At 63.6% G+C, this 24,973-nt stretch carries 24 protein-coding genes; 11 read left to right on the top strand and 13 right to left on the bottom strand.

Going from position 1 to position 24,973, the window contains the following annotated elements; translation table 11 throughout:
• Positions 1–27 precede the first annotated feature (27 nt).
• Together BLU15_RS08840 and BLU15_RS08835 are read right to left on the bottom strand one after the other, a co-directional pair.
• Positions 28–663 (bottom strand): YitT family protein, encoded by a 636-nt coding sequence (locus tag BLU15_RS08840; protein WP_034797123.1) that lies wholly within the window; start codon positions 661–663, stop codon positions 28–30.
• A 106-nt stretch (positions 664–769) separates the two neighbouring features.
• Positions 770–1,723, bottom strand: a complete 954-nt coding sequence (locus tag BLU15_RS08835; RefSeq protein ID WP_060607105.1) for a methyltransferase — start codon at positions 1,721–1,723, stop codon at positions 770–772.
• A gap of 162 nt (positions 1,724–1,885) precedes the next feature.
• Between BLU15_RS08835 and BLU15_RS08830 the strand changes: the two genes are divergently transcribed.
• The 3 genes from BLU15_RS08830 to BLU15_RS08820 all read left to right on the top strand — a co-directional run bounded on the left by BLU15_RS08830 (position 1,886) and on the right by BLU15_RS08820 (position 4,322).
• Entirely contained in the window at positions 1,886–2,152 is a 267-nt protein-coding gene (locus tag BLU15_RS08830) for a DUF6460 domain-containing protein (RefSeq protein ID WP_034797119.1), read from the top strand.
• A gap of 2 nt (positions 2,153–2,154) precedes the next feature.
• Positions 2,155–2,658, top strand: coding sequence for a CAP domain-containing protein (locus BLU15_RS08825; protein WP_090295008.1), 504 nt, complete (start codon positions 2,155–2,157; stop codon positions 2,656–2,658).
• Between the two features lie 308 nt (positions 2,659–2,966).
• The gene (locus BLU15_RS08820) at positions 2,967–4,322 is read left to right on the top strand and encodes an MATE family efflux transporter (RefSeq protein ID WP_090295006.1); all 1,356 of its coding nucleotides are present in this window, start codon (positions 2,967–2,969) and stop codon (positions 4,320–4,322) included.
• Here BLU15_RS08820 and BLU15_RS08815 read toward each other — a convergent pair.
• Positions 4,298–5,383 carry a quinone-dependent dihydroorotate dehydrogenase gene (locus BLU15_RS08815; protein ID WP_060522330.1) on the bottom strand — a complete coding sequence of 362 codons (1,086 nt, stop codon included), beginning with the start codon at positions 5,381–5,383 and terminating at the stop codon, positions 4,298–4,300. The genes BLU15_RS08820 and BLU15_RS08815 overlap by 25 nt on opposite strands.
• The gene (locus tag BLU15_RS08810) at positions 5,380–5,727 is read right to left on the bottom strand and encodes a DUF952 domain-containing protein (RefSeq protein WP_034797103.1); all 348 of its coding nucleotides are present in this window, start codon (positions 5,725–5,727) and stop codon (positions 5,380–5,382) included. The genes BLU15_RS08815 and BLU15_RS08810 overlap by 4 nt, the downstream gene beginning before the upstream one ends.
• 169 nt (positions 5,728–5,896) lie before the next feature.
• Here BLU15_RS08810 and BLU15_RS08805 point away from each other — a divergent pair, with 169 nt between their 5' ends.
• Positions 5,897–6,316 carry a hypothetical protein gene (locus tag BLU15_RS08805; RefSeq protein ID WP_034797089.1) on the top strand — a complete coding sequence of 140 codons (420 nt, stop codon included), beginning with the start codon at positions 5,897–5,899 and terminating at the stop codon, positions 6,314–6,316.
• An 81-nt stretch (positions 6,317–6,397) separates the two neighbouring features.
• Positions 6,398–7,048, top strand: coding sequence for a response regulator (locus BLU15_RS08800; RefSeq protein WP_034797087.1), 651 nt, complete (start codon positions 6,398–6,400; stop codon positions 7,046–7,048).
• Positions 7,049–7,110: 62 nt separating this feature from the next.
• Here the strand turns inward: BLU15_RS08800 and BLU15_RS08795 are convergent, their stop codons facing one another.
• Positions 7,111–10,614 carry a PAS domain-containing hybrid sensor histidine kinase/response regulator gene (locus BLU15_RS08795; RefSeq protein WP_090295005.1) on the bottom strand — a complete coding sequence of 1,168 codons (3,504 nt, stop codon included), beginning with the start codon at positions 10,612–10,614 and terminating at the stop codon, positions 7,111–7,113.
• A gap of 261 nt (positions 10,615–10,875) precedes the next feature.
• On the opposite strand from BLU15_RS08795, the gene mscL reads away from it, so the two are divergent.
• A complete protein-coding gene (gene mscL, locus BLU15_RS08790) occupies positions 10,876–11,304 on the top strand; it encodes a large conductance mechanosensitive channel protein MscL (protein WP_034797082.1) in 429 nt (142 codons plus the stop codon).
• Between the two features lie 205 nt (positions 11,305–11,509).
• On the top strand, positions 11,510–12,676 hold the full coding sequence (locus tag BLU15_RS08785) for a pyridoxal phosphate-dependent aminotransferase (RefSeq protein WP_090295003.1): 1,167 nt from the start codon (positions 11,510–11,512) through the stop codon (positions 12,674–12,676).
• A 32-nt stretch (positions 12,677–12,708) separates the two neighbouring features.
• On the opposite strand, the gene BLU15_RS08780 is transcribed toward BLU15_RS08785, so the two are convergent.
• From BLU15_RS08780 to BLU15_RS08745, 8 genes are all read right to left on the bottom strand, one after another.
• Positions 12,709–13,017 (bottom strand): chorismate mutase family protein, encoded by a 309-nt coding sequence (locus BLU15_RS08780; protein ID WP_034797078.1) that lies wholly within the window; start codon positions 13,015–13,017, stop codon positions 12,709–12,711.
• A 451-nt stretch (positions 13,018–13,468) separates the two neighbouring features.
• Positions 13,469–14,473 carry a cytochrome d ubiquinol oxidase subunit II gene (cydB, locus tag BLU15_RS08775; RefSeq protein WP_090295002.1) on the bottom strand — a complete coding sequence of 335 codons (1,005 nt, stop codon included), beginning with the start codon at positions 14,471–14,473 and terminating at the stop codon, positions 13,469–13,471.
• Positions 14,463–15,890: a cytochrome ubiquinol oxidase subunit I gene (locus BLU15_RS08770; protein WP_090295000.1), complete on the bottom strand. Its 1,428-nt coding sequence runs from the start codon at positions 15,888–15,890 to the stop codon at positions 14,463–14,465. Before BLU15_RS08770 ends, cydB begins: the two co-directional genes overlap by 11 nt.
• A 271-nt stretch (positions 15,891–16,161) precedes the next feature.
• The gene (locus BLU15_RS08765) at positions 16,162–17,331 is read right to left on the bottom strand and encodes a M20 aminoacylase family protein (protein ID WP_034797071.1); all 1,170 of its coding nucleotides are present in this window, start codon (positions 17,329–17,331) and stop codon (positions 16,162–16,164) included.
• A 1-nt stretch (position 17,332) separates the two neighbouring features.
• Positions 17,333–18,157, bottom strand: coding sequence for an ABC transporter permease (locus BLU15_RS08760; protein ID WP_034797068.1), 825 nt, complete (start codon positions 18,155–18,157; stop codon positions 17,333–17,335).
• Entirely contained in the window at positions 18,154–18,879 is a 726-nt protein-coding gene (locus tag BLU15_RS08755) for an ABC transporter permease (protein WP_089043253.1), read from the bottom strand. Before BLU15_RS08755 ends, BLU15_RS08760 begins: the two co-directional genes overlap by 4 nt.
• A gap of 104 nt (positions 18,880–18,983) precedes the next feature.
• Positions 18,984–19,766 (bottom strand): transporter substrate-binding domain-containing protein, encoded by a 783-nt coding sequence (locus BLU15_RS08750; RefSeq protein ID WP_034797062.1) that lies wholly within the window; start codon positions 19,764–19,766, stop codon positions 18,984–18,986.
• Between the two features lie 36 nt (positions 19,767–19,802).
• Entirely contained in the window at positions 19,803–20,576 is a 774-nt protein-coding gene (locus BLU15_RS08745) for an ABC transporter ATP-binding protein (protein WP_034797059.1), read from the bottom strand.
• 285 nt (positions 20,577–20,861) lie between these two features.
• On the opposite strand from BLU15_RS08745, the gene BLU15_RS08740 reads away from it, so the two are divergent.
• The 4 genes from BLU15_RS08740 (at position 20,862) to BLU15_RS39965 (ending at position 24,870) form a co-directional block, all read left to right on the top strand.
• Positions 20,862–21,485: a TetR/AcrR family transcriptional regulator gene (locus tag BLU15_RS08740; protein ID WP_060581878.1), complete on the top strand. Its 624-nt coding sequence runs from the start codon at positions 20,862–20,864 to the stop codon at positions 21,483–21,485.
• Positions 21,486–21,502: 17 nt separating this feature from the next.
• Complete coding sequence (locus BLU15_RS08735) at positions 21,503–22,693, top strand: pyridoxal phosphate-dependent aminotransferase (RefSeq protein ID WP_090294999.1); 1,191 nt, start codon at positions 21,503–21,505, stop codon at positions 22,691–22,693.
• On the top strand, positions 22,690–24,297 hold the full coding sequence (locus BLU15_RS08730; RefSeq protein ID WP_034797049.1) for a 5-guanidino-2-oxopentanoate decarboxylase: 1,608 nt from the start codon (positions 22,690–22,692) through the stop codon (positions 24,295–24,297). The genes BLU15_RS08735 and BLU15_RS08730 overlap by 4 nt, the downstream gene beginning before the upstream one ends.
• A 165-nt stretch (positions 24,298–24,462) precedes the next feature.
• Entirely contained in the window at positions 24,463–24,870 is a 408-nt protein-coding gene (locus BLU15_RS39965; protein ID WP_034797046.1) for a hypothetical protein, read from the top strand.
• The last annotated feature ends 103 nt before the right edge of the window (positions 24,871–24,973 follow it).

Raw genomic sequence — 24,973 nt, 5'->3', positions numbered from 1 at the left:
TCCGCGTTCAGATGAACGTACGGCGTTCTAGAGCGCGATGTAACGATCGGCGCGGTGGTTGATGGCCACGAACAGGTTCAAGACGACAGCACCGAGCACCGACCAGGCAACGACGGTGGGCGAAGTCACGCCGAAGGCGAAGACGAGCACGACCATGTCGATCGCAAGCTGCACGAGGCCGGCGCGAATGCCGAAGCGCTCCTGCAGATAGATGCCGAGAATACCGACGCCGCCGAGGCTGGCGCGGTGGCGGTAGAGCGCAAGCAGGCCGTAGCCGAGCAGAAGTCCGCCGAGCAGGGCCGCCCAGGCTGGCTGGATCGTGCCGATCTGGAAGAGGCGCGACTGGATGTCTGTCAGGAACGAGGTTACGCCGATGGCGATGAAGGTTTTGACCGTGAAGGCCGGGCCCAGCCGCTTCAGCGAAAGATAGAAGAACGGCAGGTTGAGCAGGAAGAAGGCGAGGCCGAAATTGATGCCGAAAGCATAGTGCAAAAGGAAGGCGACGCCCGCCGTGCTGCCGGTCAAAAGGCCGGCGCTTGCGAGGAAATAGAGGCCGAGCGCCGCAATCAGGCTGCCGGTAAAGATGCCTTGCAGGTCCTCGACGGCGGAGTGCCGGGTCGGGCTGGTGTTCCAGAGACCGAAAACGCTGCTGATCTGGGCCATGGCAAATCCTCGATTGCGATGGCTTGAGCAATGCTGCAATGCACAACAACAATCAAGAAAAATATGTCAGTTATGCTGACCTATTTTTGCGACTCTGCCTTGCGTTTTATGCAGGCTTGCGCGCCAGGAACAGGATGCCGAAGACTGGCTCTCCCGCATCCATGCGGATGACCGTGTGCTCCATGGCCACAAGCTCCAGTCCATGCGTTGCGCAGAGGCCGCGGACATAGGTCTCGCTGTGAGCGTAGCGCAGCGACGGCCGCAGCAGGAACTCCTCCCCATCGCCGGCGTCCTCCACCGAGAACGCAAAATGGCCCTGAGGGGCGAGCAGGCGCGTGGTGATGTCGAAGACACTGTCGAGATTGCCGAGATACATGAGAACGTCGGCGGCGCTGACGAGATCGGCTCGGGCGGTGGCGAAGTTGCCGAAGATGCCGGAAACCTCCGGCGAAAGAGAGAGATCGGCGCGCGCCAGCCGATCGTAGGTGGATTTCGCCTCGGCCTTGGCGAGCATATTGATGGAGATGTCGAAACCTTCGAGGAACTGTGCCTGATCCCGGATGCGCTCGCCGAAGAGGCCGGTGCCGCAGCCGAGATCCGTCACATGCTCGAAGATGAGGCCTCCCGTGTGGCTTTGCCCGATATGACTTTGAATGAGGGCTGCGAGCTTCTGCGGCACGGTGTAGCCGAGCTTTTCCACCAGGGCCTTGTCGAAGCGATCGGCATAGTCGTCGAAGAGGCGCTCGACATAGAGGCTCGGGGGCTGTTCGGGCATGGCCGCAGCGCCAAGCAGAGCCAGTTTGAGGCCGGCGCCGAAGATATCCTGGGGGCTGAGCGCCAGCGTTTTCCTCAGCGCTTCGATCGCCGCCTCTTTCCGGCCAGATTTTTCTTCATAGTCCGCGAGCCGAAACCAGCCGGCTGCCCAGTTGGGTGCCTGTTCCAGCGCTTGCGCCATGAGTTCGGCCGCACTTGCGGGCTCGCCGCCCTCGGCAAGCATTTTTGCGTAGTCGGCGCGGCGGTCGGCGATCAGGTCGCCGGAGGAGAGCTGGTTGAGCGTCATCAATGTGAGATGTTGGTTGCGATTAGCGCTTCTGACGCCGGATGCCGCAAAATACAAGCGGAATCTGGCGCGATCGGAAGCGCGGGCCGTGCCCGCCGGGGCCGGTGACTTGCGACGTTGCCGATCGCGGCTTATGTGAAGACAAACAGGAGAAGTTCGCTGATGTCGGACGGAATGAACAGATTCTTGGGTGACTCGCCGCTGCGTGTGCTGGTCAAGCTCATCGTGGTGTCGATCCTCGTCGGCTTCGTGATGAGGATGTTCGGTTGGTATCCGACCGATATCTACTTCGCCGTCCGCAACTTCCTGCTCGACCTCTGGTACACCGGCTTTGCAGCGCTTGGTCGGGTCGGCGACTATCTGCTGCTCGGCGCCGTGATCGTTGTGCCGGCCTTCGTCATCCTGCGCGTCCTGAACTTTCGGCGTTGACGATGCAGGACCGCCTTCTTCTGATCGAACGCCGCGGCCTGCTGCGTGCGACCGCCATCCTCTCGCTCAGCGCACTTGCCGGCTGCACGACGTCCAAGGTGCTGATGCCCGAAAGCGGCACCGGCAGCGACCAGACCGCAGCGAGCCTCGGTTATGTCAACAAGCTGCGCAAGGGTAAGGGCCTGACCGAGCTCGTCGCCGACCATGCGGCGTCCGTCGCTGCGATGAACCAGGCGGCGCGCATGGCCAAGGCCGGCAAGATGCAGCACCTGATCGGCTGGAACGACAGTTTCTACGACCGCATGAAGGGCCAGGGCGTGACGCTTCCGGCCGCCGAAAACATCGCCGTGGGCCAGGACGATGCCGAACGCGCCTACGACGCCTGGTACAGGTCGCCCAAGCATCTCGAAAACATGCTCGGCAATTACCGTGGCCTGGGCGTTGCCGTCGCGCAGAACGCAGCCTCCGGCAACCGTCCGTTCTGGGCGATGGTACTTTCGGGCTGATAGCGTCCGCATTCGTATGGAACTGCGCCCCTCATCCCCCTGCCCGGACAATCTCCCCGCAGGCGGGGAGTAGGACGCTTGCCGCGCCCTTCCAATCCACTGTGACTGATATCCGGACTTTCCTTCGATCGATGCCGGGGGTGACGTTGCGTTCGCCACGTCCCTCTCCCCGCTTGCGGGGGAGAGGGCTAGGGTGAAGGGCTCTTGCCGCATTGGGACGTTTTCGCCGAGCTGCACGACGCGCTTGCATCCCCCCATGCTCATTCCCTAAAACGGTCATCTCTCACCTACCACGCCCGGACCGTTCGATGACCGCCTCTTCCGCCTCGCCGAGCGACGCTGCCGGCCCGTTCCATGTCACCCATCGGCTGATCCTGGCGATCGCGTTGCCGATGACGCTCGGCTTTCTGACTACGCCCTTGCTAGGCCTCGTCGATACCGCCGTTGTCGGCCGCATGGGGCAGGCAACCTTGCTGGCGGGCCTTGCCGTCGGCGCCATCCTGTTCGACCTGATCTTCACCAGCTTCAACTTCCTGCGGGCAGCGACCACGGGTCTGGTTGCCCAGGCCTATGGCCGCGGCGACCGGCGCGAGCAGCAGGCGGTGTTTTGGCGATCGCTGATCATTGCGCTCGTTTGCGGCACGGTCAGCCTGCTCGTTTCGCCGGTGCTTTTGTCCGGTGGCCTCTGGCTGATGGGACCGGAGCCGGAGGTGGCTGATGTCACCAGCACCTATTTTCTCTGTCGCATCCTTTCGGCACCGGCGGCGCTTGCCAATTACGCCATCCTTGGCTTCGTGCTCGGCCGCGGCGAAGGCACCATCGGGCTGATGCTGCAGACGCTGATCAACGGCATCAACATCGTGCTGTCGATCCTGCTCGGCCTGGTGTTCGGCTGGGGTGTGATGGGAGTGGCGCTCGCAACCGTTACCGGAGAGGTGATCGGCGCGCTCGTCGGCTTTGCCATCGTCTGTGGACGCTTCGACCGCAAGGATGCGCCAAGCTGGGCCGAGATCTTCGATCGCGAACGGCTGAAGCCGCTCTTCGGCCTCAACCGCGACATCATGATCCGCTCGTTCCTGCTGCTGGCCGCCTTCACGCTGATGACCCGCATCGGCACCGCCTTCGGGCCTGTGACGCTTGCCGCCAATGCGGTGCTAATGACGATCTTCCTCGTTGCCGGCTACTATCTCGACGGCCTTGCCAATGCGGCGGAACAGCTCATCGGCCGCTCGATCGGCGCCCGTTACCGCCCGGCCTTCGACCGTGCGCTGCGGCTGACGGCCGCCTGGTCGCTGGGGCTTGCACTGGTGACGACCGTTGCCTTCCTGCTGTTCGGCGGCAGGCTCATCGATCTTCTGACGACGGCCCCGGATGTTCGCGCGGCGGCTTACGAATATCTGCCCTGGGCGGCAGTGACGGCGATGACCGGCGCGCTCGCCTTCCTGATGGACGGCGTCTTCATCGGCGCCACCTGGTCGCGCGAGATGCGCAACATGATGCTGGCGGCCTTTGTCGGTTATGCCGCAGCGCTCGCTGTGCTGGTCCCCGCCTTCGGCAATCATGGCCTGTGGGCGGGGCTCAACCTGTTCCTGTTGATGCGCGGGCTGTTCCTCTTGTCGCGGATCCCGATGAAGGCGCGTCAGACGTTCCTGCCGGCCCAGTAGTCGAGACGGCTGTCGCGGATATCGCGGATCGAGGTGAGACGCTCGCGCTCACAGAGATCCGAGAGGCCACGTACGATGCGGCCCGGCAGGGCAGGGCCCTCATAGACCATGCAGGAATAGAGCTGAACCAGATCGGCGCCGGCGCGGATCTTTTCGGCCGCGGTTTCGGCCGAGCTGACGCCGCCAACGCCGATGATCGGCAGCTTCGGGCCGACACGCTTGCGCATGCGGGCAAGCACCGCCGTCGACTTTTCAAACAGTGGCTTGCCCGAGAGGCCACCGGACTCCTTCGCTTGGGCCTGATCCTTGAGGCCGTCGCGCGAAAGCGTCGTGTTGGAGACGATCAGGCCGTCGAGATTGTGTGCCAGCACTTCGGCAGCGATATCGTCCATGCCTTCTTCGGTGAGATCGGGCGCGATCTTCAGGAAGACGGGAACACGGCGATTGCTGCGCAGCGCCTCTTCGTCACGCGCGGCAAGCACCGCCGACAACAGGGCGGCGAGACTTTCGCGCGCCTGCAGGTCGCGCAGACCCGGCGTGTTCGGCGAGGAGATGTTGGCGGTGAAATAGCGGGCGACCGAGTAGAACGTATGGATGCCGCTGACATAGTCGGCGATGCGGTCGGCGCTGTCCTTGTTGGCGCCGATATTGACGCCGATCAGCGCATCGCGCGAACAGGCCTTCAGCCGCGCCAGCGCTGCGCCATGGCCTTCATTGTTGAAGCCGAGGCGATTGATCACCGCTTCGTCCTCGACCAGGCGGAAAATGCGCGGCTTGTCGTTGCCTGCCTGCGGCTTCGGCGTGACGGTGCCGATCTCGGTGAAACCGAAGCCGATCTTCAGAAGTGCTTCCGGCACCTCTGCATTCTTGTCGTAGCCGGCCGCCATGCCGATCGGGTTCGGAAAAACGATGCCAGCGACTGTCTGCGCAAGCCGCTTGTCGGCCCTGGCGGGACAGTTCGGTACGAGCCCGGTCTTCAGCGCCTTGATCGAAAGGCCGTGCGCGGCCTCCGGATCGAAGAGGAAAAGGCCGCGGCGGGCAAGGCTGGTCAGCGGGTTCATGCATCAAGTTCCGGGAAGATATGCGCGCCGTCGGCGCCGAGCGGCAGGGGCTTTTCCCAGAGAACGGCCGACAGGAAGAGGGGGGCATAGAGATGTGGGAAGAGGGCGCCGCCGCGCGAGGGTTCATAGACCAGCTCTTCGCCAAGTGCGTCGCCGTCGACGGCGACCAGAAGCAGGCCTTCCTGTCCCTCGAAGTAGCGCGCTGCCGTCTCGACCACCTGTTCACCGGTCGAAAAATGGACGTAACCGTCGGCGAGATCGACCGGCGCGCCGTCGAAGCGCCCGCTGCGCTTGGCTTCCTGCCACAGCAATGCCGGAACGATTTTGTAGATGATGGAACTCATGGTGCCCGTCTGTCCCCGTAATCTTCTGTCGTGGCCTTGCCGTAAATATCGGCGATTGTCCATCGCAGAAGGACGACGATTCGCGCATAATCGGCGGTGAAGACCGATTTCGCTCTTCTCGTTCGCGCACATGTGATGTTCCGACAAGGATCGTAACGGAGAAGATGTCATGAAAAACGCTGCTGCCATACTTCTGTTCGGTACCGGATTGGCTCTGGCCGGCGGCGCCAGCGCGCAGGATCCGTCCCCCGGACGCTACAGCATGCAGAAGTCCGACACCGGTATCGCCCGGCTCGATACCCAGACCGGCGAGGTATCGCTCTGCCAGGAGAAGGACGGCCAGTTGGTGTGCCGCATGGCCGCCGACGAGCGGGCCGCTTTTGAACAGGAGTTGGACCTCCTGACGAAGCGGGTCGATGCTTTGGAAAAGGCGGCCAAAGCCGGTGAAAGTGTCGCAAAACAGGACCTTCCGGCTGAGGAAGAGATTGACCGGGCAATGGGCATCATGGAAAGAATGATGCGTAGGTTCATGGATATCGTGAAGGATCTCGAAGGCAGCGACCCCGCTCAGGAGCCGCAGAAGACCTGAGTTTCCGGATCGGCCATGCGGGATGCGGATCGGCGCGTGGGGGCGTGCAGATTTCAGCCCGGGCTCTTGGGAGGGAGCAGCATGACACCGGACATGACCATCATCATCGCGGACGACCATCCGCTGTTTCGGGGCGCAATGCGCCAGGCACTGAGCGGCGTGGACGGCGCGCCCGCCATCGTCGAGGCCGGCGATTTCGCAGCCGCGCGCAAGGCGGCGGCCGACAACCCTGACGCCGATCTCATGCTGCTCGACCTGACCATGCCCGGCGTCAGCGGGCTTTCCGGTCTGATCGCACTTCGCGCCGAATTTCCGAGCCTGCCGGTCATGGTGGTTTCCGCCCATGACGACCCGGCGACGATCCATCGCGCGCTCGATCTCGGCGCGTCCGGCTTTCTTTCGAAATCGGCCGGCATCGAGGAAATCCGCGAGGGGATCGAGAAGGTGATGGCCGGCGAGGTCTTCGTTCCCGCGGGCTACGACCAGGCTCAGGAATACGAACCCGAGGTCGCCGATCTGCTCCAGCGCCTGCAGACCTTGACGCCGCAACAGTCCCGCGTGCTCAGTATGCTCGGCGAGGGCCTGCTCAACAAGCAGATCGCCTACGAACTCGGCGTCTCCGAGGCGACGATCAAGGCGCATGTCTCGGCGATCCTGCTAAAGCTCAATGTCGACAGCCGCACCCAAGCGGTCATCCAGCTTTCGAAGATCGGCACCGTCGCCGCCGCCTGATGCGGCCGGCCTTGGCTTTGTGATTTCTCTCGTCCCAGGCGGCCCCACAACGTGGGAGCCGTTCATTCCGCAGCCGTTCGTGCCGCCGTCGAAAGTTGCGTCAGCCAGGCGCGCATCGCCGCCGGGCGCACCGGCTTGTTCTGGATCGCGATGCCGTCGCGTTCGGCCGCGGCGCGCACTTCCGGCGAGCGGTCGGCCGTCACGAGCAGCGCCGGCGTCGCTTCGCCGGTCGATGCCCGAATGCGGGCGACCGCCTCGATGCCGGTCCCGTCGTCGAGGTGATAATCGGCGATGACGGCGTGTGGCTTCTCGCCGGGCTCCACGCCGAAATCTGAACAGGCAGAAAGCGATTCCGCCGTACTGACGATACAGCCCCAACCTGACAGCAGCACCCGCATACCCTCGAGGATCCGCGGTTCGTTGTCGATGCAAAGCACCCGCAGGCCGTTCAGCGCCTCGCTTGCCTTGCTCTGTGGCACCGGACGGACAGCGACCCGTTCGCCGGCGCTGGCATCAAGTGGCAGGGTCACCTTGAAGCCCGTGCCCTTGCCGGGCGTCGATTGCAGGCTGACGGGATGGTTGAGCACGCGCGAGATGCGGTCGACGATCGAAAGGCCGAGCCCAAGACCGGACGCCGTACGGGCGCCTTCGTCGAGCCGGGCGAATTCCTTGAAGACGGTGCGGAACTTCGACTGGGGAATGCCGATGCCGGAATCGAGCACCTCGATCGTCGCCATGGCGCCATGTCTGCGCACCCCGACGAGCACCTTGCCGGCCAGGGTGTATTTGATCGCGTTGGAGACCAGGTTCTGGACGACGCGGCGCAGCAGGTTCGGATCGCTGCGCACGACGAGCGATGTCGGCATGATAATGAGTTCGAGATCCTTGGCCCGCGCCATCGGGGCGAAATCCGTCTCGATCCTTCTGAGCAGCTCGTTGAGCGGAACGGACTGTATCCGCGCCTTCATGGCGCCGGTGTCGAGGCGCGATATGTCGAGCACGGCACCAAGGATGGCCTCGACCGATTCCAGCGAGGAATCGATGTTTTCGACCAGCGTGCTGTTGTCGGACTCGCCGAGCCGCTCGACGAGCGACGAGGAATAGAGGCGGGCGGCGTTCAGCGGCTGCAGGATATCGTGGCCGGCGGCGGCGAAGAACCGCGTCTTGCCGATATTGGCCTCTTCCGCGGCCGCGCGCGCCTCGGCGAGCTCCCGGTTCACCCGGGTCAATTCGCCGGTGCGCTCGGCCACGCGCAGTTCCAGTGTCTCGTTCGCCTGCTTCAGCGCCATGTCGGCGGCGACGCGCTGGGTGATGTCGGTATAGGTGGTGACGATGCCTTTGTCGGGCATGGCGTTGGTGCGCACTTCGATGATGCGCTCGCCGTTGCCCAGTTCGAGCAGGAAGGGTTTGTCTAGCGTCAGGAAGTTGGCGACCAGCCCCTTTTCCTGATCCTTGCGAATATCGCCGCGCTTGGTGAGGATCGAGACGATATCGGCAAGCGGGAAGCCGACCTGGCCGGCTGCCTCCGGCAGGTCGAGAAGCTGGCGGAAGCGCCGGTTCCAGATGATCAGGTTGTTGGCGTTGTCGAAGACGGCGATGCCCTGGTCCATCTGCGAGAGCGCAGTCTGCAGCATATCCTGATTGTATTGCAGCGCCTCACTCGCCTGGTCGAGCAGCCAGGCCGTCTCGGACGATGTGTCGTCGCCGCGCTGCAGCGCCAGGGAAAGCACCAGCCGGGCGGAGGACGAGCCGATGGCGCTGCCGAGCAGTTGCTCGGAGAAATGCACCACGGCCATGTCGGCTGGCGCATTGTCGTCCAGCCAGCGGCCGGTCTGGCGCTCGTACGTATGGAACGAGCGCTGCATGCGCTCAGCACCCATGTAACGGGCGATCGTCGCCTTGAGGTCGCGCACCGTGACCTTGGTCTTGCGGCCGCGAAAGGCGCCTTCGGTTCGCGACCGCCGGGTGATGAACACGCCGGCCTGGAAGCGTTCGATCGGCTTCGGTGTGCGGGTCAGCGATCCGAGAACATAGGTGGCGCAGTTGACGAGCAGGCTGAGCGCCGTCGCGTTGACCAGCGGGTCGGCGTTGGGGCCGGAGAAGAGGTCGGTGAACGGCAACAGGAAGCTTAAGATCGTCGTCGCCACATGGGAATTGTCGGGTCCGCCGAGGCTCGGCAGGAAGAGCAGATAGGCCCAGACGAGGAAGCCCGAGACCATGCCGGTGATCGCGCCGCGGGCATTCGCCTGTCGCCAGATGAGGCCGCCGAGCAGCGCTGGCGCCATCTGCGAGATGGCGACGAAAGACAGAAGGCCGAGCGAGGCGAGGCCGGCGCTGATATCGGCGGAGCGGTAGTAGCCATAGCCGAGCAACAACACCACGAAGATCGCCGAACGGCGAATGTTGAGCAGCGTTCCCGCGAGGTTTTCCTGCAAGCCGCCGCGCTGGCTGAGGTTGCGGCGCAGGAACACCGGCATGACGATATCGTTGGAGATCATGATCGACAGTGCCACGGATGCGACGATCACCATCGCGGTCGCTGCCGAAAAACCGCCGATGAAGGTGATCAGCGTCAGCACCGGCAGGCCGTTGGCGAGCGGCAAGGTCAGCAGGTAGAGATCCGCGTCGCCGGAACCGGAAAAGGTGAGGATGCCGGCTATCGCGATCGGCAGCACGAAGAGATTGATGCCGATCAGGTAGAGTGGAAAGAGGATGCCCGCGGTGCGAAGCTCGCCTTCGGTGCGGTTCTCGACGACCGTCACGTGGAACTGCCTGGGCAGCATGATGATCGCGAAAGCCGACGTGACGATCAACAGCACCCAACGGGCGATAGGGGTCTCGTAGGAGAGCGCCGACTGCACGGCGGGGCTCTCTGCCGCCAGCGACCACAGGTGAGCCGGTCCGTTGAAGATGACGAAGACGATGTAGAAGCCGGCGGTGACGAGTGCCACCAGCTTGACCAGCGATTCCATCGCGATCGCAAGGATCAGGCCGTCCTGATGCTCCGTTGCGTCCGTATGGCGCGTGCCGAAGACGATGGCGAAGCAGGCGAGAAACAATGTGACGAGCAGGGGAAGATCGACGTAGCTCTGCCCGGCGCCGATGCCGTAGTCGCTGGTGTTGATCATCGCTGCGACCGAGCTCGAAATCGCCTTCAGCTGCAGCGCGATATAGGGAATGGCGCCGACCAGCGAGATCAGCGCGACGATGGCGGCCACCGCCGGGTTCTTGCCGTAGCGGGCGGCGATGAAGTCGGCGACGGAGGTCAGCTTCTCGGTTTTGGCAAGGCGGATGATCTTGCGGATCAGCGGCATGCCGAGCGTGAACATCAGGATCGGGCCGATATAGATGCCGGTGAACTCGAGTCCGCGTTCGGCAGCAAGGCCGATGCCGCCGAAATAGGTCCAGGAGGTGCAATAGATGGCAAGGCTCAGCGCATAGACGAGCGGTCTGCCCTTCAGCGCAGCGCTGTTCCTCCTGGCCCGCCGGTCGCCATAGCTAGCCACTGCAAACAGCAGCAGCAGATAGGCGAAGGCCGAGGCAAAGATGACCGAACCCGAAAGCATGCCTCATTCCTCCAGGGCGGAGCATAGGACAAGTCCGCCGGGTTGAGAATTGCCTGCCGCATGAGTCTTAAGTTCAAGGCTCGACACGAGAAATCGGTGTACAGCACAGGCTGCCTTCCCGTTCCTGCTCCATCCGCTGCCAATTGACCAAAGGCAAAGAAAGGTTTTCTCGCTGCCCGCTTTGGTTTAGTTTCCGTAAACGCTTGCAGCGCGGGACAGCGCCGCCAGCCGTTTTCAAACGGGGATAATACGGAGAGATTTATGCTGAATGAGTTCAAGGAGTTTATTGCCCGCGGGAACGTGATGGATCTCGCGGTCGGTGTCATCATCGGCGCCGCCTTCAACAAGATCGTAACGTCGGTCGTCGAGGACCTGGTGATGCCAATCGTCGGTGCGCTGACCGGCGGCGGTTTCGATTTCTCCAATTATTTCCTGCCGCTCTCGGCGAACGTGACGGCGACGTCTCTCGCCGCCGCCCGTCAACAGGGTGCCGTCTTTGCCTATGGCAACTTCATCACCGTGCTCATCAACTTCCTGATCCTTGCCTGGATCATCTTCCTGATGATCAAGGCGGTGAATCGCATGCGCGCTTCGATGGAGAAGAAGAAGGACGAAGCACCGGCCGCGCCCCCGCCGGAAGACATTCTGCTTCTCGGTGAAATCCGCGACCTGCTGAAGCAGCGCGCGTGATTTTCCTCGCGGCCCTGGCTTCGCCGGGGCCGCGAAACATCACAAAAATCGATAAACCGGTCAGATAAAGTCGCGTGATCGCCTTGGCGAAAGCGGCTAGAAGCAACGGGCAAGCTGGAGCGGTCCATGTCGCTCTAGTCCATTGGAATCTTTCACGATGATCTAAAGGCCGCGGCCTTTAACGTCGTGCATCCGGAGCCCGCCGATGACCATCCTCAGCACCATCAGTCCCCGTGCGCTTTCGGCACCTGAAAGCGGCATCGTCGAGGTGGTGAACTATGCACGCGGGCGCGATGGCCTGATCCCGCTGTGGGTCGGAGAAGGCGACCTGCCGACGCCTGCCTTCATCAGCGACGTTGCGCGCGATGCGCTTGCCGGCGGCGAGACCTTCTACACCTGGCAGCGCGGTATCCCGCCGCTGCGCGAGGCACTGTCGCGCTACTATCAAAGGCGCTTTCAGAAGTCGCTTTCGCCCGAGAATTTCTACGTCGTCGGCTCCGGCATGCAGGCGATCAAGCTCTCGATCGAGGCGATCGCCTCGCCCGGCGACGAGATGGTGCTTCTGACGCCGGCGTGGCCGAACTTTGCCGCCGCCGCCGATCTCTCCGGCGTTCGCCCGGTCTCGGTGGAGCTTCGTTTCGAACACGGCAAATGGCAACTCGATCTCGATCGGCTGCAGGCGGCGATCGGTCCGAAGACCAAGGCGCTGTTCATCAACACGCCGTCGAACCCGACCGGCTGGACCGCGACCCGCGAGGAGTTGGCCGCGATCCTGACGCTGGCGCGCAGGCAGGGGCTCTGGATCATCGCCGATGAGATCTACGCGCTCTATTATTATGGCGGCGCCCGCGCGCCGTCCTTCCTCGACGTGATGGAGGAAGGCGACCGCATCCTCTTCGTCAATTCCTTCTCGAAGAACTGGTCGATGACCGGGTGGCGTGTCGGCTGGATCGTGGCTCCGCCCGCGATCGGCCAGGTGCTCGAAAACCTGGTGCAATACTCGACCTCGGGTGTCGCCCAGTTCATGCAGCGCGGTGCCGTCGTGGCGCTCGACGAGGGCGACGCCTTCGTCGATGCCAATGTCGCCAAGGCGGCGAAGAACCGGGACGTCTTCTGCGACGCGTTGATCGCCACCAACCGGGTGGAAACGCTCAAACCCGATGGCGCGCTCTATGCGTTCCTGAAGATCGACGGCGTCACCGATTCGCGCGCGGCGGCGATCGACATCGTCGACAAGACCGGCGTTGGCCTGGCGCCGGGAACGGCGTTCGGCGACGGCGGCTCGCTGTTCATGCGCGCCTGCTTCCTGCGCGATCCGGACCATGTGAGGGAAGCGGCGGACCGTCTCCAGGGTTACATTCTCGGGCGCTGACGGCCGTAGATTGAAAGAGCGAGGCGGCGACGTTATTCGTCGCCGGTTTCGCCAAGCAGCTTCTGCTCATGAGCGATCGCGTGGCCGATCAGCCGCGCCCAGATGTCTTCGTAAAAATCAGGATCGAGGTTGACGCGCGCAGCGTTCTTGCGGGCATTCTCGCGCACTTCCATCACCCGCGCCGGAATGTCGGCCTTCAGTTTCAGCGGCGCCTTGATCTCGGCCGCGCGGTCAATATAGCCCCAGCGCTCGGCAAACAGCGCCATCAGCGCCTGGTCGAGACGGTCGATCTCGGCACGCACGTCGGCCATGGTTTCGCATTGCGCGGGGGTTTTCTGCATCTGTCTCGTCCAATTGCCTGGATGCGGCCAAGCGCGGGCCCAGGATGTTCGAGCGTCCCTCGGCTCTCAGCAAGCGGGGCGCTTCTGCGGCGCACTGCTAACAAACGGCGAGCTATCTTGGAAGGGGCAACAGGGTCGCAGCCGGCGACCCTTGAGGTGGTCACCTCAGCAGGCGATCGCTTTGCAGGGGAGGAGGGTGCGGTCCTGTCTCCGTCTGCGGCGATCGCCTGCTGACGTGTTAAGGGAAGTTAGCTGGCCAAGCTTGAGCGAGGCTTTTTAGAACGGGATGAGGAAAAGTGTCTGCGGTTTTCCGCCCGCATCCCGCTCCAATGGATCGACTACGTTCCGATCATCAGCTTGATCGCAAGGCCGACGAGGGTGACGGCCGCCACCCCCGCGCACCAGAGGCCAACGAACCAGAGAAGCTTGCGGCCGGTTCCTGTTTCGCTGGTCAATGGTAGCCCTCCTCCGGATCGACCTTGCCGCGGAACACCCAGTAGGAATAGGCGGTGTAGGCGAGAATGATCGGCACCAGCACCAAAGCGCCGGCAAGCAGGAAGGAGAGGCTTTCTTCAGGCGCGGCCGCGTCCCAGATCGTCAGCGATGGCGGCACCATATAGGGGTAGAAACTGATGCCGATGCCGGCATAGCCGAGCACGAAGAGGCCCAGTGCGGCGATGAACGGCCGGCTGTCGTGGCGCTTGCGGATACCCGTGATCAGCGCATAAAGGCAGCCGAGAACGAGCGCCGGCACGATGACGCTGAAGATCGCCGTCGGATAGCCGAACCAGCGGTCCAGATACTGCGGCTCCAGGAACGGCGTCCACAGGCTGACGATGCCCATGGCGGCGACGGTGGCGAAGGAGCATTTGAGCGCGAGGTCGCGGGCCCGGTCGGCAAGGTCGCCGTGGGTCTTCATCACAAGCCAGGTAGCGCCGAGCAGCGCATAGCCGACGACGACGGCGATGCCGGTCATGATCGAGAACGGCGTCAGCCAATCCCACCAGCCGCCGACATAGGCACGGTTCTCGACCGGGATGCCCTGGACGAGGGCGCCGAGCGTGATCCCCTGCGCGAAGGCGGCCAGCATCGAGCCGCCGGAGAAGGCCCAGTTCCAGAGATATTCGGCCCGCCGCGTGCGCCAGCGATATTCGAAAGCGACGCCGCGGAAGATGAGGCCGATCACCATGGCGATGATGGGCGCGTAAAGTGCGGGCAGGATGGTCGCGTAAGCCAGCGGAAACACCGCCATCAGGCCGCCGCCGCCAAGAACCAGCCAGGTCTCGTTGCCGTCCCAGACCGGGGCGACGGAATTCATCATCACGTCACGGTCGTGCTTCTCCGGGAAGAACGGGAAGAGGATGCCGACACCGAGGTCGAAGCCGTCGAGAATGACATAGGCGAGCACCGCAAAGGCGATGATGCCAGCCCAGATGAACGGCAGATCAAACTCCATTATGGCCTCCCTTAATGTTCGCATGGCTGCTGTGGATGGCGGGGCCCGGCATGATGCCGGAACTGCGCAATGGTCCTTCGCCGAGCTCCGGCATCGGATCGCGCGGCAATCGCGCCATCAGCCGGAGGATGTAGAAAGTGCCGGCACCGAAGACGAAGAAATAGACGATGATGAAGGCGATCAGCGAGGCGGCGACCGCGGGTGCCGCGATAGGCGCCACTGAGTTTGCCGTCAGCAGATGGCCGTAGACGGTATAGGGCTGACGGCCGACTTCGGTCGTGACCCAGCCCGCGAGCACGGCGACGAAGCCGGCGGGCCCCATGGCGATCGCGGCACGGTGCAGCCAGACATTGCTGTCGAGCGTGCCGCGATAGCGACACCAGAGCGACCAGAGCCCGATGCCGAGCATGGCGAAGCCGAGGCCGACCATCACCCGGAATGACCAGAACACGATACCAACAGGCGGGTGAAGTTCTCCCGGGATCGTATCGAGACCGGCAAGCGGCGCGTTCAGATCATGCTTCAGGATCAGGCTCGAAAGCTTCGGGATCTCGATCGCGTAATCGACGCGCTTTTCAGGCGAGTTCGGAATGCCGAAGAGGATGAGCGGCGCGCCGTCCGGATGGCTCTGGTAGTGCCCCTCCATCGCCATCACCTTGGCCGGCTGGTGCTCCAGCGTGTTGAGACCATGCATGTCGCCGGCGAAGATCTGGATCGGCGCGACGATCGCCGCCATCCACATTGCCATCGAAAACATCTTTCGCGCCCGCCGCGGCGCCGTCTTGCGGATGAGGTGCCAGGCGCCGCAGGCGCCGACGACGAAGGCGGTCGTGAGATAGGCCGCCAGCACCATGTGGGTGAGGCGATAGGGGAAGGAGGGGTTGAAGACGATCGCCCACCAGTCGACCGGGACGAACTGGCCCGCCTCGTTCATCGCGAAACCGGCCGGCGTCTGCATCCACGAGTTCGCCGAAAGGATCCAGGTGGCCGAGATCAGCGTGCCGACGGCGACCATGACGGTTGCCAAGAAATGCAGCTTCGGCCCGACGCGGTTGAGGCCGAACAGCATGACACCGAGGAAGCCCGCTTCGAGGAAGAAGGCGGTCAGCACCTCGTAGCCCATCAGCGGCCCGATGATCGGCCCGGCCTTGTCGGAAAAGACGCTCCAGTTGGTGCCGAACTGATAGGACATGACGATGCCGGAAACGACGCCCATGCCGAAGGCGACGGCAAAGATCGTCTTCCAGAAATTGAAGAGTTCGAGATAGACCTCGTCCTTCTTCCACAGCCACAACCCTTCGAGCACCGCGAGGTAACTCGCAAGCCCGATGGAAAAGGCGGGGAAGATGATGTGGAAGGAAACGGTGAAGGCGAACTGGAAGCGAGCGAGCAGGGTCGCATCGAAACTCTCAAACACGGGCGCAATCCTTTCAGACACGCGGATGCGACGCCTCACGGAAGCGTAGGCCGCAATGCTCTGGCTGCTGCATCATTTGTCCGGTGACCGATCGTCGATCAGGGAACCTGTCTTGGCCTCTGGCCGAGGCAAATCCTGGGGTTGCACCGGCTTTTCAGCATGCACTTGAATCTGCGCCAAATTTGCCAAACGTCAATGACAGCGCGTCCGCCACGTTGTCACACTGCGGCAATGTTGCGCTGCGGCATATTGGCGAAAGGTGAGCGGGATATCAGCGGCGCGCGAGATAGGCCTCGGCCAACTCCGTCCAGAAAGCCGCGCCGATCGGCAGCAGGTCGTCGTTGAAGTTGTAGCCGGGGTGATGCAGCGGCCTGTCGTCGTCGCTGACCTTCGAGCCGAGGAAGAAGTAGGTCCCCGGCCGCTCCTTCAGCATATAGGCGAAATCCTCGCTGCCCATGAAGGGGCGGGCGAGATCGACCACCTTGTCGGCGCCGGCGAAGCGGACCGCGAGATCGCGGACGAAGTCCGTCTCGGCCTTGTGGTTGATCGTCGCATCGTAGCTGCGCTGGTAGTCGACGGTCGCGCGCATGCCGAAGCTCGTCGCCTGCGCCTCGGCGATCATGCGGATGCGGCGTTCGAGTTCGTCGCGCACATCGGGCTCGAATGAGCGGATACCGACGACGATCTCGGCGCGTTCGGGAATGATGTTGCTGGCCGAGCCCGCATGGAAGGCGCCGACGGTGACCACAGTCGGATCCATCGGATGGATGTTGCGCGAGACGATCGATTGCAGCGCCATGACGATCGAGGCGCCGCAGACGATGGGATCTGCTGTTTCCTGCGGCTCCGCGCCATGCCCGCCGCGTCCATGCACGGTGATGCGCGCCTCGTCGACGGCGGCCATGATCGGGCCTTCTCTAAGGGCGAACTGGCCGAAAGGCAGACCCGGCTCGTTGTGAAGCGCGAAGACGGCGTCGCAGGGAAACTGATCGAACAGGCCCTCGTCCATCATGATCTTGGCGCCGCCGAAATTCTCCTCGGCCGGCTGGAAGATCAGGTGGATCGTGCCGTCGAAATTGCGCCGCTCGGCAAGCGCGCGGGCAGCACCCAGCAGCATCGTCGTGTGGCCATCGTGGCCGCAGGCATGCATGAGGCCCGAGGTCTTGCTGGCATAGTCCAGCCCGGTTTCTTCCAGGATCGGCAGCGCATCGATGTCGGCGCGGATGCCGATCGAGCGCTTGCCGTTGCCGTTCCTGAGCGTGCCGACGACACCGGTTTTCGCAAGCCCCGTCGTCACCTCGTAGCCGAGACTCTCCAGGTGTTTTGCAATGAAGGCGGAAGTACGCGTCTCCTCCAGTCCGAGTTCCGGATGCGCATGCAGGTCGTGGCGAATGGCGACGAGTTCCGGCATGGCGTTGGTGATCGAGGGGGAAAGCTTCATGTCAGGCACCGCGGGTTGGTATGCGATTTTCGAAGGTGCGGAAAGCCACCACCAGAATACCGGTGAGGCACATGTAGATGAGCGCGAGCAAAAGCAGCGGCTCGTAGGTGAGGAAGGTTTCCTGCCGCACCTTGGAGATGACCGCATAGACGTCGACGACAGTCACGGTCGCGACAAGTGGCGTCGATTTCAGCTGCAGCACCGTTTCGCCGTTGAGCGTTGGCAGAGCCCGATGGATGGCGCGCGGCAGCCAGATGCGGCGGAACATCGTCCAGCGGCCCATGCCATAGGCCTTCGCCGCCTCAAGCTCGCCGTTCGGAACGCCGGCAAAAGCGCCGCGCATGACTTCGCCCTCATAGGCCGCAAACGAAATGGTCAACGCCGCCACGCCATAGGGCCACGCTTCGCGCAGGTAAGGCCAGAGGAAGGACTGGCGGATCGCCGGAAATTGCGGGAACAGCGAGCCGAGACCGTAATAGAGCAGCCAGAGCTGCAACAGCAGCGGCGTGCCGCGAATCACGGTACAAAACACCTTGGCCGGCAGTTTCAGGAACCAGGGGCCGGTGACCTGCACGAGGCCGATCGGCACCGCCAGCAGGAAGCCGAGGATGGCGGTGCTGAAGAGCATCATCAGGCTGACGAGGATGCCCCAGCCAAGCCGTGGCAGGTAGCGCGGCAGCCAGTCCCAGCGCATGAAGACGGCGACGGCGACGACGAAGGCGGCAAAGACCAGCATCATGAGGATGCGGTGCGGCAGGAAGAAGCTCTTCGCCGTCGGCAGGTCTTCGGGCGTAAACGCAACGGCGTGGGTGGTTTCGTCGGTCATCGGCTCTCCGCAAAACCGCGTCGGGCATGGCGTTCGAGCATGCCGATGAAGACGTTGGAGATGAGCGTCAGCGCCAGGTAGAGCGCGCCGGCCGCCAGGAAGAACAGGAGATAGGCCTTGGTCGTGCCGGCCGCCTGGCGGGTGACCAGCGTCAACTCGCTGAAGCCGACGACGGCGAGAAGGGCCGTGTCCTTGGTGGCGATCAGCCAGAGATTGGAGAGGCCGGGAATGGCATAGGGCAACATCGCCGGCAGGGTGATGCGGCGCAGAACCATGGCCGGCGACATGCCATAGGCGCGCGCCGCCTCGATCTGCCCGGCGGGCACCGCCTTGATCGCGCCGCGCAACACTTCGGTCGAATAGGCACCCTGGACGACGCCGATGACGAAGATGCCGGCCATCAGGCCGCTAATGTCGACCGGGCCAACCGAAAACAACGCCAGAACCTGATTGAGCAGGTCGGTGCCGGCATAATAGAGCAAGAGGATCAGCACCAACTCGGGCACTGCACGCACGACCGTGGTGTAGCATTCGAGCAGATCGCGCAGGACCGGGCCGCCATAGAGCTTGCCGAATGCACCGCCGATGCCGAGCGCCAGGCCGAGCGTGAAGCCGCCGACGGCGATCTGGATGGAATTGAAAAAGCCTTGCAGCAATACGCCGCCCCAGCCGGGTGCTGTAAGCGAGAGCAGGCCCCAATTGATGAGGGAATCCGCAGCCATGCGTCGTCGAGCTCCGATGGCGCCGGCCGGCGATCGCTGCAGCGCTGCGGTCTTTGTCAGACGCGACAAGCGCTGCGATGGTTCGATCGCCGGCCGATCGCGCCTTATCCGCCGTAGATGTCGAAGTCGAAGTACTTCTTCGAGAACGTATCGTAGGTGCCGTTGTCGCGGATCGCCTTGATGGCGGCGTTGATCTTGTCCTTGAGCTCGGTTTCGCCCTTGCGCAGGCCGACGCCGACACCCGGGCCGATCACGGCGACGTCTTCGGCAACGTCGCCCTTGTATTCACAGCATTCCTTGCCCTGGTCGGTCGCCAGAAACGCCTTGAGCGCGATGGCATCCGCCTGCACCGCATCGAGGCGGCCGGCGGCGAGGTCATTGTTGGCCTCGTCCTGCGTCTGGTATTCCTTGACCTCGACGCCCGCCGGCGCGAAGTGCTTGGCGGCATAGGCCTGGTGGACCGTCGAGACCTGGACGCCGAGCGTCTTGCCCTTCAGCCCTTCCGGCGAGGAGTTCATCTCGACGCCCTTGGTGCCGATGATGCCGGTCGGGGTGTTGTAGTACTTGTCGGAGAAATCGATGGTCTTCAGGCGCTCATCGGTGATCGACATCGAACTGATGATCATGTCGATCTTCTTCGACGTCAGTGCCGGGATGATGCCGTCCCAGGCAACCGGCGTCAGCACGCATTCGAGCTTGGCCTCGGCGCACATTGCGTTCATGAACTCGACTTCCCAGCCTTCCCATTTGCCGCTGGCGTCAGGCGCTGTGAACGGCGGATAGGGCTCCGCTGCGACGCCGACCTTCAGCGCTTCCGCCGACGCCGCGACGCCGCCGCTCACGGCGATCGCCGCCGCAACGGCCAGGACTTTCAATGCCTTCTTCATGCTGTTCCCCTTTTTGGTTGTTTAGCATTCAGGAATTCAGTGAATGGAACTGATGAACTTCTTGAGCCTTTCCGATTTCGGTGCGCCGAAGATCGCCTCAGGCGGGCCCTGTTCTTCGATCACGCCGTTGTGGAGGAAGACGATGTGGTTGGCGACGTCGCGCGCAAACTTCATCTCGTGGGTGACGAGGATCATCGTGCGCTTTTCGCGCGCGAGGTCCCCGATGACAGTGAGAACTTCGCCGACCAGTTCGGGATCGAGTGCCGAGGTCGGCTCGTCGAAGAGCATGACGAGCGGCTGGATGGCAAGCGCCCGGGCGATCGCGGCACGCTGCTGCTGGCCGCCGGAAAGGAAGGCCGGGTAGGCGTCGCGTTTCTCGTAGAGGCCGACGCGTTTCAGCAGGGTTTCGGCGGTGGCGACCGCTTCCGCCTTCGGCTTGCCGAGCACATGGATCGGGGCCTCGATGACGTTTTCAAGGATGGTCATGTGCTGCCAGAGATTGAAGCTCTGGAACACCATGCCGAGCTGGCTGCGGATGCGCTGGACCTGTTTGCGGTCCTCCGGCACCAGGCCGCCGCGACCGTCGGATTTCATCCGGATCTTTTCGCCATGCACGCTGACGCTACCGGCGGAGGGGAGTTCGAGGAGGTTGATGCAGCGAAGGAAAGTGGATTTGCCGGAACCGCTGCCGCCGATGATGGCGATCACGTCGCCCTGCTTCGCTGTGAGCGAAACTCCCTTCAGCACTTCCAATGGCCCGAAACGCTTGTGCAGGTCAGTGACCGCGATTGCCTGGGCCGCATCCGTCATCGGCGCGCCGCTCCCATGGCTCTGCGAGCTTTTTCTGTCAGCATCGAAACAGTTCCCCTGTCGTCTTCCGTACGGCATCTTTGGCCTGTCACGGGTTTTTGTTGGCCGGCATGGTTGCACTTGTGCCGCTATTGTTCAAGCGTATAATAATAGACGTCGTCGATTTTTTGACGCCCGCCGATCGTTCGATTTCCCGAAGGAGCCGCCCATGCTGCCGTTATGGCCGAAGCCTTTGCCGACCGCGCCTGAACAGCATTTTGGGCCGGCTCGAGAGCAGAGTGCCGCATGAACAGACGCAGTTTTCACCGCGCGCCGGAAGGCGAGCGCCGCCAGGAATTGATCGAAGCGACGCTCGACTGCATCTCGGAATTCGGGCTGAAGGGCGCAACCGTACGGCAGATCGCGATCCGCGCCGGGGTGACCGCCGGGCTGGTGCGCCACTACTTCGAATCGAAGGACCAGATGGTTGCCGAGGCCTATCGCGCCGTCATCGCCTCGCTCACCGAAAAGGCGAGCAAGGTCGAGGGCGATCCGGAAACCCGGCTCCGGGATTTCATCGCGATCAACCTCACCGAGCCGGTGGCGGACAGCCGCAGCATCTCGCTCTGGGCCGCCTTCATCAGCCAGGTCCGGGTCGATCCGGTGCTGTCGGAGATCCACCGCGAAGGCTATCTCGCCTTTCGCAATTCGCTGCAGGAACTGCTTGCCGATTTCCTTGCGACCAAAGGCAAGCCGGCCGACGCCGAAACCTGCCGGGCCTTCGCCATCGCCATCAACGGGTTGGTCGACGGCCTCTGGGTCGAGGGCTGCCTTGCCGGCGATCTCTTTCGCGAAGGCGAGCTCGTCGCCATCGCCATGTCTTCGGTCGAAGCGCTGCTCGGCACGAAGATCGGAACTGCAAAACAATGAAAACGGGAGAAAGCACCATGCGCTACGCGTCCATCACCGAACGTCTTGCCGATCTTGGTTCGGGCAAATGGTCGCTGCATATCCGTGCCCGCCAATTGAAGGCGAGTGGTGCCGACATCATCGAACTGACGATCGGCGAACCGGATCTTCCGCCGGACCGCGCCCTGCTCGATGAATGCCAGCGCGCGATGAATGCGGGGCGCTATCGCTACTCCAACGGCCGCGGTGAACCGACGGTCGTGGCGGCCGTCGCGGAGAAATACCGTCGTCGCCGTGCCGATGTGACGAACGAGAACGTGCTCTGCTTCCCCGGCACGCAGACGGCTCTCTTCGCCGTGATTCTCGGGTTGGCGGAGGCCGGCGATGCCGTTCTCGTCGGCGATCCGCTCTATGCGACCTATGAAGGCGTGATCCGCTCGACCGGCGCGCATCCGGTGCTGGTGCCGCTGAAGCCGGAATTCGGCTTCCACATGCAGGCCGAAGATCTGGAAAAAGCGATCACACCGGAGAGCCGCGTGCTGCTGCTGAATACGCCACACAATCCGACCGGCGCCGTGCTGACGGCGGAAGAAATTGCCGCGATCGGCGAGGTCGCGCGCCGTCACGATCTCTGGATCGTCTGCGACGAGGTCTATGAGGAGCTGGTGTTCGACGCCGTCTTTGCCTCGCCCTTCGACAATCCGGATCTCGCCGAACGCACGATCGTCGTCTCGTCGATCTCCAAGTCGCACGCCGCGCCCGGCTTCCGCAGCGGCTGGGCGGTCGGCCCGGTCGAGTTCACCGAGCGGCTGCTGCCGGTCTCCGAAACGATGCTTTTCGGCACGCAGCCCTTCATCGCGGACATGACGGCCTATGCCCTGACGCATGACATCGATACGGCGCGCCGGATGCGCTTGTCCTACAAGTCGCGGGCAGAGCAGATCGTCGCCGGCCTTGCCGGGGCGCCCGGCATCGAGGTGTTCGCGCCGGAAGCCGGCATGTTCATCTTGATCGATGTTTCCGGAACCGGTCTCGACGGCGATGCGTTTGCCTGGGCGCTGCTCGAAGAAGAGGGGGTTGCCGTCATGCCCGGATCGTCCTTTGGCGATGAAGCACAGAACTATCTGCGCGTCAGCCTGACCGTGCCCGATGGTGCCATCGACGAGGCCTGCCGCCGCATCTCCGCACTTGCCGAGCGGGCCAGCCTGCGCAAGGAGCGCTGCGCATGACCATGGAAAGAACGGTTGGAGAAGTCCTGGTCGACCTGCTCGAGGCCAATGGCGTCGAGGTGGTTTTCGGCATTCCCGGCGTGCACACGGTCGAGCTCTACCGGGGCCTCGCTGCATCGAAGATCCGCCACGTGACGCCACGGCATGAACAGGGCGCCGGCTTCATGGCCGACGGCTATGCCCGCGTCAGCGGCAAGCCGGGCGTTGCCCTCGTCATCACCGGGCCCGGCCTCACGAACACCATCACGGCGATGGCGCAGGCGCGCCAGGATTCGATCCCGATGCTGGTGATTTCAGGCGTCAATCGCCGCGATTCGCTCGGCCATGGGCGCGGCCTGCTGCACGAGCTGCCCGACCAGCACGGCATGATGAAGACGCTGGCGCTCTATTCGCACACGCTCCTCAATCCGGAAGACCTGCCTTTCGTCGTCGACCGCGCCTTCTCGGTGCTCGTCTCCGGTCGGCCGGGACCGGTGCATATCGAGATCCCGACCGACGTGATGTCGGCGAAGATCACGCCGCAGGCGCTGCGGCCGGCAACGGCCACCCGACCGCGCTCCGACAGCGAGACGCTGCAGCGCGCGGCGATCCTCTGCGCCGACGCCTCGCGCCCGGTCATCATCTGCGGCGGCGGCGCCCTGACGGCGGAGGCGGAAGTTGCGGAGCTTGCCGAAAAGATCGGTGCGCCCGTCGTCACCACTGTCAATGCTCGCGGCATGTTCTCGGGCAGTCCCTTGAGGGTTCCTGCGAGCCCCAGCCTGAAGGCGGTGCGGTCGCTGCTGAAGGAGGCCGACCTGGTGCTGGCGCTCGGCACCGAAATGGGCCAGACCGACTACGACATGTATGCCGATGGCGGCTTTCCGGCCCTGCGCAACCTGATCCGCACCGACATCGATGCGGCGCAGCTCGCGCGCGGGCCGCATGCGGCGCTCTCCATCCTCTCCGGCGCCAAGGCGGCGACGGCGGGCATCCTCGCCTTTCTCCCCGGTCATGCTGCGAAGGATGGAGCGGGACGGGCCGAAACGGCGCGGAGGGCGGCGCTGAAGGAACTGACGCCGAAGATGCGGGCCGAGATCGGCATCATCGACACCATCTACAAGTCTCTGCCGGATTGCACCGTCGTCGGCGACTCGACCCAGGCCGTCTATGCCGGCAACCTCTACTGTGATGCACCGCGGCAGCGTAGCTGGTTCAATTCGGCGACCGGTTACGGTTCTCTGGGCTATGCGCCGCCAGCAGCCGTCGGTGCAGCCGTCGCCGATCCGTCTCGGCCGGTCGTCTGTCTCGTCGGCGACGGTGGCTTCCAGTTTTCGCTCGCTGAAATCGGGTCTGCCGTCGATGCGCAGGCGCAGGTCATCTTCCTCGTCTGGAACAATGACGGCTACCAGGAAATCGAAAGCTACATGGTCGATGCCGGCGTTACGCCGGAGGGCGTCAAGCCTTCGGCGCCGGACTTCCTGATGGCGGCGAAGGCCTATGGCGTCGAGGGACGGCGGCTTGCTTCCGTCGCCGATCTCTCACAGGCGCTCGCCGAGGCGGCGAAGCGCAAGGGACCGTCGCTTATCGAGATCCACGAGCGGCGAACGAGCGGCATCACGGCCTGAGCAACGACAACCACGAAACGGGCCGGATTTGACTTTTCCGGCCCGGAATGGTGTTAAAGGCGCCCATGCTCGATTCCGGCCACGTTCTCTAGGTAAGGTCGGGCATTCGGGCTCAATTTTCGTCTCGCTGGCGTGCAATCGCCAGGGAAAGGGACCGCGTCCTCGATGGACCGCATGGGTGGTGGCAGCAAGAACATACAGGCCGGCCGGCTTCTCGCTGTGCTGTGGCTGTTCTGCGCCTCCTTCGCAATGCAGGTCATCTCGGTCGGACAGAGCATCCCGTCCCGTTCGGCCTCCGGTGCCCAGGCCGGCAACGTCACCGACACCGGTTCGACTGACCGTCCCGCCGCCCGGCAACTCTCGCGGGCGACACCGCTTTCAGACCTTCGGTTTACGGCCGAGCGCAAGGACGCCAAGTCCGCGGCCGATGATGGCTTGCCGGCGCTCTTGCCGGCATCGCTCGAACTCGAACTTCCCCGTTCGTCGGACGGGCGGATTTTCCGCGAGTTCGCTGCGTATCTTGGCGGGGCCTCGAACCCTGGCCCCCATATTCGCGCGCCTCCCGGCGCCTGATCCACAACGCGGATTTTGGCTGGCTGGCGGCTTCGGCTGCAGCTCTGCCCTTTATGAAACAAGCCCTGACGACGCGCCCCGTGCCCGCGCAGGCTCTTCTGGA

This window comes from Ensifer sp. YR511, assembly GCF_900103045.1.
GTDB lineage: Bacteria > Pseudomonadota > Alphaproteobacteria > Rhizobiales > Rhizobiaceae > Ensifer > Ensifer adhaerens.
This window is presented reverse-complemented; position numbering and strand designations above follow the sequence as displayed.